Below are 14028 nucleotides of genomic sequence, written 5' to 3'. Positions count from 1 at the left end.
TCCCTCATCGATCAGCCAGGAACGCGGCGAGAAGGCCAGTGAGCGCCTCGGGCCGCTCTTCCGGGATGAAGTGCCCGCTGTCCACCATGATCTGGCCACGCACATCGTCGGCCACCGCGCGCAGCGGCCCCGCCATCAACTCCAGGCACCGCCTGCCGGTTGCGGAAAATCTGCTCCAGCAGCACTTCACCGCGCAGCGTCCCCACCGGGCATGGGCCATCGACATCCCCTACATCCACACCGACGAGGGTGACTTTATCTGGCGATGGTCCTGGACCTGTACTCGCGCAAGGTTGTCGGCTGGGCCATGAGCGATCGCATGACGGCAGTGTTGGTCTGCGATGCGCTCATGATGGCGCTGTTTCGTCGTAGTTTTCCCAAGGGCGTGATCGTACACAGCGACCGCGGCATGCCGTACTGCGCCAAGGATCACCGCACCATCCTGGAGCAACACGGGTTGGTGGCGAGCATGCGTGCAAAAGGCAACTGCTATGGCAATGCAGCGATGGAAAGCTGGAATCACAGCCTCAAAGTGGAGGCCATCCACGGCGAGCGATGCTCAACGCGTGTACAGGCCAAGGCGCAGGTGTTCGACTACGTTGAGATCTACTACAAGCGCAGCCGACTGCATTCCACGCTGGGCTATCTCAGCTCCGAGCAGTTTGAGGCACAAAATCTAGCTTAAGCGGGTGTCCGTTGTTCGGGGGCAGGATCAGACTCTATCAACCCCTGCAAAACGGATCTGGCCATGAAAAGTGGATAGCGCTTAGAGTCCATATAATCATCCGGGATGCGACACCTTGAACCGCCCCGACTTTCGCGGAGGCTATTTTGTTTAAGTTAAGCCGGCATCAAGGCAGTGCTCATGAATTGGCTGTAGTAGTTTGCCTCAGCTTCTGCCAGAGGGATATAGCCGATGGATTCCAGCAGTCGATGATGGTTGAACCAGGCCACCCATTCGAGCGTGGCCAGTTCGACGGATTCCCTGGTTTTCCAGGGTCCACGACGATGAATCAATTCCGCCTTGTATAGGCCATTGATGGTTTCGGCCAAGGCGTTGTCGTAGCTGTCCCCACGACTGCCAACCGATGGCGCAATGCCGGCTTCGGCCAATCGTTCGCTGTAGCGAATTCCAACATATTGCGATCCTCTGTCGGAATGATGGATCAGGCTAACCTTGCTCTCCGGTTGGCGAGCATAGAGCGCCTGTTCCAGTGCATCCAGGACGAAGTCCGTCGTCATGCGGCTGCTCACGCGCCAGCCAACGATACGCCGGGCATACACGTTGATAACGAAGGCGACGTACAGCCAACCTTGCCAAGTCGATACATAGGTAAAGTCGGAGACCCAAAGCTGATTGGGACGATCCGCCTTGAACTGACGATTGACTCGGTCCAGCGGGCATGACGCCTTCGGATCGGCACGCGTGGTGCGAATATGTTTGCCGCGCCGTGCTCCCTGAAGTCCTTGCTGACGCATCAATCTCTCCACCGTACAACGTGCGATAGCAATGCCTTCACGGTTCAACTGCCGCCAGACCTTATCGGCACCATACACGCGCATGTTGGCGTGCCACACCCGGTCGATCTCAATACGCAGTACCGCGTCGCGCTGGCTGCGGGCGCAACACAATTGAGGGTTACGTTGCCGCGCTGCATAACGCCGGTACGCCGATGGGGCAACCTGCAATACCTTGCAGATCGGCTCGACCCCGTGGCCATCCCGGTAGCGATCGATATAAGTATTTACGACTTCAGTTTGCGGTCGAGCTCCGCCTGCGCGAAAAAAACACTAGCGGTCTTGAGAATCTCGTTGGCTCGACGCAATTCCTTGACCTCACGCTCCAGTGCCTTGAGACGTTCACGCTCAGCAGTGCTGATGCCATCCCGCTCGCCGCTATCTATCTCGGAGCGCTTGACCCAGTCCAGCAGCGTCTGAGGCGTGCAGCCTATCATTGGTGCAATCGATTCGACCGCAGCCCACGTCGATGAATGCTCGCCGCGTTGCTCCCGAACCAGGCACACCGCACGCTCGCGGACTTCAGGGGAAAACTTGCTTGATTTCTTGTTCATGGCTCTATTCTCTCAAGAGTTCGAGCCTCCTCAAAATCCGGGGCGGTTCACCTGGCCCACGTCGTCGGTCGCCAACGACGGACGGCCGAGATGATCGCCACGGACATGGTAGAGCGTGTCCACGCGCACCACGCCCACCAGCTGCCCGCCGAACCACAGGTAGTTGCTCCAGCCCGACGAGGACTCCTTGTCCGCCATGAGCTGGTTCTGCCCGGCGTAGAGGTAACTCGCCGCGCTGCCATCGCCGCGCCGCTTGCCGCTGCGCTGGCCCAGTCCGTTCACCAGGTACTGCGTCCCCGCGCCATCGACCTCGACCCGCGCGAGCCGATTGAAGCCGTCGTAGTGGAAGGAACGCCGACTCCCCTGGGCCGTCTCGCCGATCCGATTGCCGACCGCGTCATATGCGTACTGCCGGTCGGCGTCGCCTTGACGATTGGTGACGTATCCCGTCAGGCGATTGCTCGCCGCCTCGAACCGGAACGTGCGCAGCGAACTTCCATCCGAATGGGTCAACCAGTTGCCGTTGCCGTCATATCCCATCGCATGCGACACGCCACCGCGTTGCAGGGTGCCGAGCCGCCCGGCCGCGTCGTAGGTGATGGTCTGGCTCATGGCGCCGTCCAGTCGATCGGTGATCGCCGCGATGGCGCCCGCTCCGTCGTAGGCATAGGACAGGTCCTCCAAGGCGGCGGCTGGATTGTCCAGCAGGGCGGTGCGACGATCAACCCTGCCGACTGCGTCATAGTGATTCCGATAGCGCGTTCCATTCCCAAGGGTCAGGGTCGTCACGCCGCCATGGGCGGCGTACGTGGCGCCGGCGACGACCTGCCTGCTCCAGCCATTGCCCCGCACGTTCAAGGAAGTGAGCCACTTTCCACTGTAGCCATAGCTCGCCGCCATGCCGTCGGGATAGATCACCTCGGACACTCGACCTGCCATGTCATGCGAGATCCGCAGCCGGCTCGCCACGACCGCCGGCATCGCCGGGAACTCTTCACGCAGGGCCACCTGCCCATCCTGGGCGTATCCCAACTTCACGGTGGAACCGGCAACCGTCACGGTGCACAGCCTGCCAATGCCATTGGCGCAGCCGTCGTACTCCAGCAGACGGTCGTCCTGGCCCGCCGACAGTGCGCGCGTGCGCCCCAGCGCGTCGTAGGTAGCGGACACCGTCACCCCATCGGCGCGTGTGCGGCTGGTGACCCGTGCGGGTGCGGCATAGGTGAAGGTGGTCACGCCCGAATCCGGGCTTTCCTGGCGCCAGAGCCGCGCGAATCCATCGCGAGCGTAGCGTGTGACGAGCCCGCGAGGATCGGTGACCGCGACAAGACGGTCGTGCGCACTGTACTGGTAGGTCGTCAGGCCGCCGGTGCCGTTGCGCGACGTCGAGCGACGCCCCAGCGCGTCATAGGTGAAGACGTCACGCTCGCCTTTCGCGTTGGTTTTCTCCAGGAGGTTGCCGTTGCCGTCGTAGCGCATCCGGCTGGCCGTGCCATCGCCCTCGGTGTGGGAAATCATCCGCCCCAGCTCGTCATAGGCGAACTCCGTCCTGGACAGCACTTCGCCTGACTGGACAGCCGCCACGGCGGAAACGGACGACGTGGCAAGCGTTTCCCCGCCACTGACCAGCCAAAGCCGGAGACCGGCCGCGGTGATGTCGTTCAGCGCCACGCTGCCGCCGGGGCCGCTGGCCAACCGCGTGCCCGCGCCTGCTCCCACCGCTCCCCACAATTGCGCATCGCCCTCCGACACCAGCCATTGCACGGTGGTCGCGCAGGCAGACTGTGCCCACGCGATGGTGCAAGGGTTGGGGTTGGCGGTGATGCTTCCCACGAGGGCCGGCGCTACGCGGTGCGTGCCGGACCCGGCGATGACGCTGTTGGCGCCACCCACCGGCGAAATTCCGTGGACATAGAGCAGTTGCCCGGCTTGCTCGCGGCGCTGCGCGTAGGTCAGTGGCAGGCTGAACCGGTACTGGTTCCCCGACGCCTTGCAGGCCGCGGCCACGGCCGGCTCGCTGGCAAGGTTCGCCCGCGCCGCGCCGAGGAACACCCCGCCCTGCCCATACGCGCCACGCGCATAGAGATGCACGTCGATCGGGTCGTTGCGATGGGTGCTGCAGGCCCACCCCCGCAATGCGCTGCCGTCCGCGGCCAGGCCGTCGATGTGGCCAGTCACGATGGAGGGCGGGGCGGTGACGGTCACGGCCACGTGGGTGGTGTGGACGCCGAACCATTCCACCCCGTCCTGCACCATCTGCCATCGGAAGTCGTAGACGCCCGGCGTGGTCGGCGCGCGCACCTGGGCCGCGAATGTCGCCGCCGCGCCCGGGCCAACCGCTTCGGCGAGCGCCAATCGCCCGGTGCCCCAGACGGTGTTGTCGTTCAATGCGCCCAATGCGTACCTGGCAGCCGATGTCCAGGTGGTGTTGCCCGCATTTCGCATGCGCAACGAGATGTTGTAGGTCTTGCCCGCCTCCATCCGGTCGGGGACGACCTGGTCGATGAAATGCGCCTTGTTGATCGGCCCGTCCACCCATCGCGTGGCCAGCTCGGAAGCTGCGCCGAACCGGCCGGCGCCATTGCGGTGCATCTGCCATTCTCTCCTGGTGGAGGCGAAACGACATTGAAGGTGAAGGTCGCCGTCTGCCCGGGCGCAACCGCATGGGGCGCCGAAACGTTGGAAAACGACCAGGCCCTGGCGTTGCCGTCATGGGCCATCGCCAACTGGTAGTCGTCGCCCGCCGGCCATGTGGTGTTGCCGGCATTGCGGACGGTCGCGGAGAACGTATAGGACGTGCGGTGTTGCAGGGGGCCGGGAATCTGCAATGATACGAATTCCGCGCCATCGAATGGCGCGGGCGGCGCATTGACCGTGATCGGTCCCACCGCCGACACCAGGGATCGCCGGGTCTGGTCGCCATCGGGGAGATTGCGCACGGCGTCCGCGCGAAGTTCGTAGGTGTAGGCGCCCGGGCTCAACCCCACTTCGCGATAGACCCCTCCCGCTTGCATGGTCACGACCGTGCCATTGCGCAGCAGGCGCAGATTGTCCAGATACTCCGCCTTGGGGCCGGTCGTGGTCACTCCCCAGCGGACACCGAGATCGAAGGCGGCGGGCGCCTGGTAGGCGTTGCTCGGCGGACCGACAAGTTGCACCCATGCCGCGGCCGACGCGCTGCCGATCCAGGCGAAGAACAGCACTGCGGCCAGCAGGACATTGCGGATGCACGCGCTCATGGCTGCGTCCCCCGGCCCGGATCGGCAAAGACCCGCTGCACGGTCATGCTGGTCGGAAGCGACAGCGCGTTGTACGTGTACCGGGTCTCGGCAAAGCTCCCGCCCGGCTCGGGAATGGAGGTCGAAAGCAGGCACCCTGCCACGTCGTAGAGGTTGGAGGTCCGCACGTCGTCCGGTCCCGTCATCGCGGCGAGCTTTCCGAAGGCATCGTATTCATAGCGCGTGGTCCTGTTCCCGGCCGCCAGCACCAGACGCACCTCCAGCGGCCGCCCACGCGCATCGTAGGCGATGTGCTTGCGCAGCCCGTTCGCATCGATCAGGTAGCCGGGGTAGCCATAACCGTTGTAGTCCCCCATGACGATGGCGTGGCCCGCGCTGTTCTCGATGCGGATGAGGTCTCCGGCGCTCGAATAGGTCGATGTCACCGCATCGCCGTTGCCCGCCGCCGGCCCATCCTCCACCATGCGGCTGACCAGGCCATTGGGATGAAGCTGGTAACTGAAGGTGGTGGTCTGCACTTCGCCTTGCGCGTTGCCGGCCGCAAGGCTCTTCTCAGTACGCACGGTCAGGCGATTGTTGCTGTCGTAGCTGTATCGGGTTTCCAGGACGCCCTGCAGCGTTTCAGCGGCCACGCGATTGGCCTGCTCGTCCCATTCGAACGTGGTGACGCGTGCGACCGGGGTTCCACTGGCCTCTTCCCGGCGCAGCAGATGGCCATGCGCGTCGTACTGGAAACGGGTCAGATTGCCTTCGAAGTCCGAGGTGAACTGCTTGTTGCCGTTGCCGTCGTAGTGCGTTTCGCTGTGGCCGGCGGCGCAATTGGCGGAAGGCAAGCCTTCGATCGCCACCAGGCGGCGGTCCTTGAAGCGGTATCGGGCGACCTTCCCCAACGGATTGGTCTCCACGGTGACACGCTCGCCATTGCGGCCCTGCTCGTACGAGAACCCGAAGCGTTCGACACCCCCGGCGTGCGCGGTGGAGGTCGCCCGGCGCTGATCGTCGTAGGTGTACATCGAGTAGCGCCGACCATCGATCGATTTCCCGGTGAGCAGCGGTATCCCGTAGGTCTGGCCGAGCTCCTTGTACAGGTAGTGGTATTTGATCGTGGTGGCCGGATCGCCTTTGTGGGTCACCGTCTCCAGGAAGCCATACATGTCCTGGGTGTACCCGTACTCGATGACGTTCCCCTGCGGATCGCGCACGCCGACCACGCGCGGACCGACACCCGTCTGTGCATTCTTCTGGATCCAGGTGAACTCCATGGACCGTCCATTGCTATGGGTCACGCGCTGCAACTGCGCACCTTCGGGGCCGCCATAGCTCAGCGTCCAGCGAACGCCGTTGGGGTTGCGGATTTCCACCATCCTGCTGCCGAGATAAGTCTCGGTGGTGAGATCAGGGTTCACGTAGACCCACGTGTCCGGGCCGGCGGGCAGCCGCCGCCCCCCCCTGCTGGGAACCGCCTTCCCGGTAGATGCCGTCGGCACCCTTGGCGAACTTCAGATAGCGCCCGTCGGGCCGGCGCATGCGGGCTTCATTGGTATCGGGATGGAGAATCAGCTGTCGATCGAGGTTGCTGTACCAGGAATCGAAGATATTGAATCTCTCCATGACCAGCGAGTTGAACGTGCGCTGCAGAGTCAAGGGCATCTCGCCGCCGCCGGTGAAGTCGACGTCGGTCTCGACCTTGGTTCCGGTGCGCAACACGACGGGATTGCCGCTCTTCGGGCATTCGTCAGCGGCATCGTTGCCTGCTGGATCCGGTTCGCCCTTGCTGGGTTCGATGAAATCGTCCCAGCGGTCCGGCCGCGGGAACATGTTCGTGGGCACGCCCCATAGCGCCATGAAGCCGTCCAGACGCCCGGGCGCAACGCCATCGTGCACGGCATTCACGGTGGGCAGCGTGGGCACGCCGGCTGCGCCGCCATCCCCCGCTTGGCTCTGGATGAGCCTGGCACTGGATTCCCTGGCCACCAGACAAGCCAGGGCGGCGATCATGACCGACGCGGCAAGAGCGCAGCGCCGTCGCTCGACGGACACCCCGGCGGCAGAATGGGCCGGAGCCTGGTAGAGGAACATGAAAGTGGAGCGGCAAGACCAATCCATGTGCATTCCCTCGCATGGATCCGCGCACCGCGTCATCCATGACGTTGTCATCGAATTGATTACGGCGCTTGACCCGCCGTGTGACTGGCGGTTTCCCCGGATGGGCCTCCCCCGACCCATGCGCGCCAGCAAACTACATCCCATTCCCGGGTCTGTCAAAGGGGGCAGCCGAGAGGTGGGCCTGTCCCGCTGCAACGGACGCCGGGAAGCAACACTTTCATCCCCAGGACGGCTGTACTTGGCCGCCGTCATCGACCTGCTCGCCCGGCAGGCGCGTGGCGACAGCCCGACCGAACGGGATCGGCGACGACCTGGTGCGGCTAGCGTTCGTCGACGCCTGGGTGGCGTCGCCGGACGGCGCCGGCGCGCTCCAACCGCGGAATCCAGGACGCCAGGCGGCAAGCCAACTATCAGGAGGCCAGACGCTGCCGCACTCACGGCGAGGGTACGGGTTTTCCCATGCCCACGAAGCAGGCATGCGCCCGCCGCATGCCGCCCTCATCACCACAACCGGATGTAATCGGGCTCCACCGTCAATGGCACGCCGGTCAACGTCTGCTCCACGGGCACACCACGCCGGGTCGGCGCGCGGCGCGGCTCAGGCCCATCCTGCTCCTGATACAACAGACGCTGGATGTCGCCAGCGGTAACCCGTCGAGTGGCGCGCGGCGTTTCCGGGGGCAGCGGTACCTCGGATTCCAATGCCTCGATCGCCAGGCGGCCGTTTCGGTAGTCGAAGGCGTAGTTGTTCGAGGCAAGCCCCGAGACGGCGATGGCGTAATTGCCCGCCGCCGCCGCGCCTTGCGCCGAGCCGCCATAGACCAGTGCACCGCCGAGCACGGCTTCGTCCTCGCCGCCGACGAAGCCTGTGTAGCGCACGCCGTTGCCGCCACGGTAGGGCTGGCCGTCTTCGAGCTTGAGGTCGCCGTTGGCGATGACGACCAGAGGGGCCTTGTCGATGGTGAGCGCGCCGTCGACGAACGTCAGGTCGTAGTTGCCGTCGCTGCCGCTGGCGGTGTGCGCGTAGCGGCCGGCGTTGCGGCCCTGGCCGCCGCGAGTGATCACGCCGGTCAGCACGCTGGCGTCCTCGCCGTTCACCAGCCCCGATGCGGCGAAGCCGTCGACCCGCTGCGCCAGGCCGGTGTACAGCGTGCGGCCGCTGTTGGCGGTGACGGTGGCGCTGGCCTTGTCGATGGTGAGCGCGCCGTCGACGAACGTCAGGTCGTAGTTGCCGTCGCCGCCGCTGGCGGTGTGCGCGTAGCGGCCGGCGTTGCGGCCCTGGCCGCCGCGGGTGATCACGCCGGTCAGCACGCTGGCGTCCTCGCCGTTCACCAGCCCCGATGCGGCGAAGCCGTCGACCCGCTGCATCCGGCCGGTGTACAGCGTGCGGCCGCTGTTGGCGGTGACGGTGGCGCTGGCCTTGTCGATGGTGAGCGCGCCGTCGACGAACGTCAGGTCGTAGTTGCCGTCGCTGCCGCTGGCGGTGTGCGCGTAGCGGCCGGCGTTGCGGCCCTGGCCGCCGCGGGTGATCACGCCGGTCAGCACGCTGGCGTCCTCGCCGTTCACCAGCCCCGATGCGGCGAAGCCGTCGACCCGCTGCGCCAGGCCGGTGTACAGCGTGCGGCCGCTGTTGGCGGTGACGGTGGCGCTGGCCTTGTCTACTGTGTAGGTTCCAGGCGCATAGGCGATGTCGTAGCTCGACTGGTCGGAGTACAGGCCGTCCATCGTCAGGCTGTAGGCGCCAGCGTTGCGGGTATTCACGCTCTGGAAGCGCGCGCTGCCCTGCAAGGCGGCGTTGCCATCGGACAGCGTGTACTGGTTGCCGCTCACCGCCACCGTCTGCCCGTTGTAGACGCGGCTGCCATTGCCCACGGTGGCGGTCACCGGCTTGAGAAAGCTGCGCAGCAGCGGCGTGGTGAAGCCGCCGTAGCTGCGCCAGACCTTGCCGGTGCCGCCGGCATCGTCGATGTCCCAGTTCTGGAAGGTCGCCAGCGAAGTCAGTTCGTTGTAGGTCTTGCCGGTGCCAGCACCGGTGTTGTAGTCGCCGTTGATGGCGTTGCCATTGCGGTCGGTGGTGGCGTAGAAAACATCGGTGGGGGTCGAGAAACTCTGTCCGATCAGGCCGCCGACGAAGCGGGCACCCAGGCTCGTCGCGCTGGCCCTGCCGAGCGCATAACTTTGTCCGACGGTACCGGCGTTCTGCCCGATCAGCCCGCCCGAATAGGCCTCGCCATTGCTATTGTTGGAAGAGGCGACGACCGCGCCGGTGGCATAGCTTTGATCGACTGTCCCAGAGGTTTGAGCGCCGATCAGGCCACCGGCGAAGGCGCGATTGCCCGTCGCCGAGACGGCGGCGGCCGCGTAGCTGCCCTGAATGCTGCCAGCACTCCCCGTTGCGCTGTTGTTTCCGACCAGGCCGCCCGCGGTGCCTTGCGTGGCACCAAGCGCACTGGCCGCAACCGTGCCGGTGACATAGCTGCCTTCGATATGGCCCAGATTGTAGGCGACGAGTCCACCCGCCGTGTTGGTCCCACTGCCGTTGGCCGCGATCAGGGCGTCGGTCAGGCCCAGGCGCGAAATCCTTCCCCCCGCCCCCAGCGCACCGAACAGGCCAGCATAGGCATCGACCGCGCCAACGGAGACGCTGAGCTTGTCGATGCGCCAACCGTTGCCGTCGAGCGAGCCGGTGAACGGCGCATTGCGGCTGCCGATCGGCAAGAAACCGGCGCAGGTGGACGAGGCGCAGTTCCAGAATCGGGTGCCCTGGGCCGGGATGTCGTTGGCGAGGGAGAAATGGCTGCCGAGGAAGCTGCGCATGCCTTGCACGCCGTAGATGTCGGTGAGCCGGTAGGGATTGCCCGCGCTGCCGTCGCCGCCGCCGGCCCGCAGGAAGGAGCCGGCGGACAGGCGGAAGTCGCCGGCCTGGAAGCCGGGCAGGGCGGCGCCGTTCTGCACCCAGGTGCCGTTCTGCAGGATGAAGGTGCCGATATCGACCGGCGCGCCGGCGTTGAGGGTGCGCCCCGCGTTCAGGGTCAGGCCGCCGTTGGCGTTGGTGATGGCGGCGTTGAGGTTGATGTCGCGCTGGGCGTTGAGGGTCAGTGTGGTGCCGCTGTTCCAAGCGATGGCGTTGGCCACGCTGATGTCGCCGGCCTGGCTGCCGCCGGTGCCGGTGGACACAGTGACGTTGGCGTTGGCCAGGGCCGCGGTCAGGGTGCCGACATTGATGACGCTGTCATCGCCGTTGCCGGTGAAACCGCCGCCGGTGGTCTGGGTACCGTTGGAAATCGTCACGTTGTACGGATCCAGCAGCAGATTGCCGAAGCGGCCGCTGTCGGCGCGCAGGTCGGCGCGGCCGCCGTAGGCCAGCCGCGCCTTGCCGGAGACCTCGGCGTTGCCGCCCTTGCCCGTGCGCTTGCCGCGGGCGGAAATGTTGCCGGCAAAATCGGTGTGCTGGTCCGACCAGACGACGACGGTACCGCCGTCGCCTTGTCCAGTGGCGTCGGCCTTCAGGACGCTGCCTCGATCGATCTGCGTGGTGCTGGACCGCGCCGTGCCGGCCCCGCCCTGCCAGTCGCCGCCCACTTTCAGGGTGCCGCCGCCGGTGGCGCCGGAGGCATCGAGTGTGGCCCCGGTCAGGGCGATCCTCTGGCCGGTGACACTGATGGCGCCACCCTGTCCGTGGCCGCTGCCGGCGTCGAGCAGGCCGGCGCTGCGTACCGCGCCGCCATGATCGGCGTCGGCGCTGAGGACGATCTTGCCGCCGCGCTCGGCGACGCTGCGCGCCTGTAGAATGCCGGTGTTGCCGACCACTGCGGAAGCCAGGGCGTTGGCACCCTGGGCATTGAGCACGATCTGGCCGCCATCGGCCTGGATGGCGCCGCCATTGCGCACCGCCACCGCCAACTCGCTGGCGTCCACCGCGATGCTGAGGTGGCCGTCGGCGCCGGCGGCGAAGCGGACTTCCCGGCCCGCCGCGAGCACCGTGTCGCCGCCGACGGCGGTGATGGTGCCGGTGTTGCCGACGCTTCTGCCCAGCAGGGCGACCTTGCCGCCGGTGGCGGTGATGCGGCCCTGATTGAGCACCTCGCCCGTGCTGCTGCCGGTGAGGCTGAAGCGGTCCCTTCCGTTCAGGAAATCATCGTTGGCGATGTCCAATGTGGAGGCGACGATCCCGCCCACGTCCACCTGCGCGCTCTGGCCGAACAGCACCCCGGCGCCATTGACCAGATAGACTTGGTTGTTGGCCGAGAGCTTGCCCAGGATCTGCGAGCGGCGGCCGCCGGTGACGCGGTTGAGCGTGGCGGCGTTGGAGCCGGGCTGGTTGAAGCGCACCGCCGCGTCTTGTCCGATGTCGAAACGCTGCCAGTCGATGATGGCCCGCTGCGTGCCCTGATCGATGCTCAGAGTGTCGCCTTGCTGGCTGATCGCGGCCTGCCCGGCGACGACCTGTCCACCGCCGGGCAGCGCGCCGGGAGGCAGGGCGACGGCCAGGGGTGACAGGCCGAGTAGCGCCATGCCGGCGAGCAGCACCGCATACCGGCGCCGGGGCCCGCTCGCCTTGCCTCGTCCGCGCGCGGTTTCGGGGGCCGCCGCCCAGACGCCGCGGTTGCGGTCGAAGACCAGTCGATACACACGATTGCTGCTGCCGTGTCGCCACATGATGTTGTCCTCCGCGGGGGGATGTCGCCTTGCTCGTTCCTGCGCCGAGCCCTGTCGGCAACGCCTGCAGCACGCGTCTGCCAGTACAGTCGTGGGGCGCGCCCGACTAGAACGCTTGGTTCAGCGTCAGCCAGAAGCGCGGGCCGGTGCCGCTGCCGTCCTGATCGCGATCCCTGATCGCGCTTCCCGGATTGCTGCCCAGTGGCGATGCAAGCACGCCGTTGATCGTCAAACCGCTTGGGTGCGTCCACGACACTCCCAGTCCAGCGCTGTAGAGCGGATAGGTGTTGCGTCCGCTGTCGGCCGCCTCCCAGCCCGGCCAAGTGCGGTGGTGCTGGCGGACGCGGCCGCTGTCCACGAAGACATAGCCGTCTAGGCCGGGGACGCCTGCCCACGGCAGCAGGCTGTGCAGTTCCACCTGCAGCACCGCGCCGCCATCGCCCCGGCTTTCGTTGCCCGGGTAGCCGCGCACGCCGTAGGGCCCGCCCAGAGCAAATTCCTGGGACGCGTCGAGATTGTCGAAAGCGAGGTGTCCGGCCAGGCTGGTGCGCAGATAGAGCGACGGGGCGAGCAGTTGATCGCGGCGCAGATCCAGCGTGAGGTAGGCGAAGCCGCCATCGATGCCTGCACTCGCGGCGTCCTGCGCACGGCCGCCCGCCAGGCGCAGATCGGCTTGCCCCAGCGTGAGGGCCACGCGGCCGCTGGTCAGGCCGCCGCCGTCCCGGTCGTCGCGCGCATCGCCACGCAGCGCCACGGTGGCGGTGTTCAATTGGCGCCGGCGCAGGACCACGCCGAGCGTCTGGTCCTGTTCCCGCGTGCGGCCCAGATCCAGCGACAGCCACAGGTTGCGCCGACTGCCGCGCACCAGCGGGTAGTCCAGCCCGGCGCTCACGCGGCGGGTCGCACCCTTGCTGTCGAGGTCGGCGAACTCCCGGCCCAGGCGATAGTGCACTTCACTGTAGCCCACATTGGCGCGCAACCCGTCATGGCCGATGGGCAGGCTCTGGTCGGCTTCGAGGTACTTGAGGCGTTCGGCGCGCAACGCGAAGAATTGCAGGCGGTCGCCGTAACCGCTGAGGTCGTTCAGGAATAGATTGGCGGACGCCTGGACACGACCGGTGAAGCGATTGCCGTAGTTGTTCGCACCCAGCACCCCGCTCAGGTATGGCCCGTCGGCGACCTGCAGCGCGAGATCGCTGGTGCCGACTTCGCGCCCTGCGCGCAACGTGCCGTCGGCGCGGATGCCGGGCAGGTCATTGGCGAGCAGCAGACCGCGCTCGAGCGCGGCCAGCGAATACGGCTGGCCGGTGCGCAAGCGGCGACCGGCGACGCCGGCGACATAAGCGGCATTGGCCCGCGTGCTGGCCGGTTGCAGGTCGATCCGTCCCAAACGGCCCTCGACGATGCGAATGCGCACGATGCCATCGCTGACGTCCTGCTCGGGGAGTTGCACCCGCGCGAACCAGCCGCGCTCGCGGTACGCCTCCACCAGCGTCTGCGCGGCGGCCTGAAGTTCGCCCAAACTCATGGAACGGCCGATGCAAGGCGCGAGACGGCCGCTGAGTTCGGCGCTGGGAATCAGGGCAGCGCCCTCGATCGCCACGCCGCGGACGGTCACCTGGGGACCGCTGCGATCGACCGGCGCCGCGGGCGGGGTCGCGGGCGGCGGCGCGACGGCCGGGGTACGGGCATCCTGTCGGATCTGGCGCTGGATGTCGCCGGCGCTGGGAGGCACCTGGGCGTGGACCAACGATGCCAGCGACATTCCCATTAGCAGACCAAGACCGGCGCGGTGCGGCCCCGTCGGTATCGTGCCGTTTCCGATGACTATTGCCACCTTCTATTTAACCTCTACGGGTGCGGTGGCGAGGCTCCTTCGGGCTTGTCGTCATCCAAACGATGAATGCAGACAGGTTAACGCAGATTCGAGCGGACGCCGCTGCAAGAAGCGA

At 66.5% G+C, this 14028-nt stretch carries 9 protein-coding genes and 1 other annotated feature; of the genes, 1 reads left to right on the top strand and 8 read right to left on the bottom strand.

The window, feature by feature from the left end:
• Positions 1-4: 4 nt before the first annotated feature.
• Positions 5-226, bottom strand: a complete 222-nt coding sequence (locus G4Q83_RS21035) for a hypothetical protein (protein WP_128420144.1) — start codon at positions 224-226, stop codon at positions 5-7.
• Between the two features lie 39 nt (positions 227-265).
• On the opposite strand from G4Q83_RS21035, the gene G4Q83_RS21030 reads away from it, so the two are divergent.
• Positions 266-685: an IS3 family transposase gene (locus tag G4Q83_RS21030; protein ID WP_128420145.1), complete on the top strand. Its 420-nt coding sequence runs from the start codon at positions 266-268 to the stop codon at positions 683-685.
• Positions 686-840: 155 nt separating this feature from the next.
• Here the strand turns inward: G4Q83_RS21030 and G4Q83_RS21025 are convergent.
• The 7 genes from G4Q83_RS21025 to G4Q83_RS21000 all read right to left on the bottom strand — a co-directional run bounded on the left by G4Q83_RS21025 (position 841) and on the right by G4Q83_RS21000 (position 13847).
• A protein-coding gene (locus tag G4Q83_RS21025; RefSeq protein ID WP_185817288.1) for an IS3 family transposase occupies positions 841-2072 on the bottom strand; the annotation gives its coding sequence in 2 pieces (ribosomal slippage) (positions 841-1790 and positions 1790-2072; 1233 coding nt in all).
• Positions 1675-1791: a sequence feature (AL1L pseudoknot), on the bottom strand. (Overlaps the previous gene by 117 nt.)
• Positions 2073-2102: 30 nt before the next feature.
• Complete coding sequence (locus tag G4Q83_RS21020; protein WP_246432414.1) at positions 2103-4517, bottom strand: hypothetical protein; 2415 nt, start codon at positions 4515-4517, stop codon at positions 2103-2105.
• A complete protein-coding gene (locus G4Q83_RS23850) occupies positions 4457-5311 on the bottom strand; it encodes a hypothetical protein (protein WP_246432190.1) in 855 nt (284 codons plus the stop codon). The genes G4Q83_RS21020 and G4Q83_RS23850 overlap by 61 nt, the downstream gene beginning before the upstream one ends.
• Entirely contained in the window at positions 5308-6717 is a 1410-nt protein-coding gene (locus G4Q83_RS21015) for an RHS repeat domain-containing protein (RefSeq protein ID WP_128421297.1), read from the bottom strand. Before G4Q83_RS21015 ends, G4Q83_RS23850 begins: the two co-directional genes overlap by 4 nt.
• Entirely contained in the window at positions 6707-7417 is a 711-nt protein-coding gene (locus tag G4Q83_RS21010) for a DUF6531 domain-containing protein (protein ID WP_185817287.1), read from the bottom strand. The genes G4Q83_RS21015 and G4Q83_RS21010 overlap by 11 nt, the downstream gene beginning before the upstream one ends.
• A 501-nt stretch (positions 7418-7918) precedes the next feature.
• A complete protein-coding gene (locus tag G4Q83_RS21005; RefSeq protein ID WP_185817286.1) occupies positions 7919-12076 on the bottom strand; it encodes a two-partner secretion domain-containing protein in 4158 nt (1385 codons plus the stop codon).
• 106 nt (positions 12077-12182) lie between these two features.
• On the bottom strand, positions 12183-13847 hold the full coding sequence (locus G4Q83_RS21000) for a ShlB/FhaC/HecB family hemolysin secretion/activation protein (RefSeq protein ID WP_128421294.1): 1665 nt from the start codon (positions 13845-13847) through the stop codon (positions 12183-12185).
• Positions 13848-14028 lie beyond the last annotated feature (181 nt).

The sequence above is a fragment of the Xanthomonas theicola genome (assembly GCF_014236795.1).
Taxonomy (GTDB): Bacteria; Pseudomonadota; Gammaproteobacteria; order Xanthomonadales; family Xanthomonadaceae; genus Xanthomonas_A; species Xanthomonas_A theicola.
Note: the sequence above shows the minus strand (reverse complement) of the source record. Positions and strands in the feature narration are given on the sequence as shown.

Coding starts and splice junctions, on each gene's coding strand:
- G4Q83_RS21010 (WP_185817287.1), bottom strand. CDS start 7,417: ATGGATTGGTCTTGCCGCTCCACTTTCATGTTCCTCTACCAGGCTCCG.
- G4Q83_RS21020 (WP_246432414.1), bottom strand. CDS start 4,517: ATGCGAAATGCGGGCAACACCACCTGGACATCGGCTGCCAGGTACGCA.
- G4Q83_RS21000 (WP_128421294.1), bottom strand. CDS start 13,847: ATGGGAATGTCGCTGGCATCGTTGGTCCACGCCCAGGTGCCTCCCAGC.
- G4Q83_RS23850 (WP_246432190.1), bottom strand. CDS start 5,311: ATGAGCGCGTGCATCCGCAATGTCCTGCTGGCCGCAGTGCTGTTCTTC.
- G4Q83_RS21005 (WP_185817286.1), bottom strand. CDS start 12,076: ATGTGGCGACACGGCAGCAGCAATCGTGTGTATCGACTGGTCTTCGAC.
- G4Q83_RS21030 (WP_128420145.1), top strand. CDS start 266: ATGGTCCTGGACCTGTACTCGCGCAAGGTTGTCGGCTGGGCCATGAGC.
- G4Q83_RS21035 (WP_128420144.1), bottom strand. CDS start 226: ATGTCGATGGCCCATGCCCGGTGGGGACGCTGCGCGGTGAAGTGCTGC.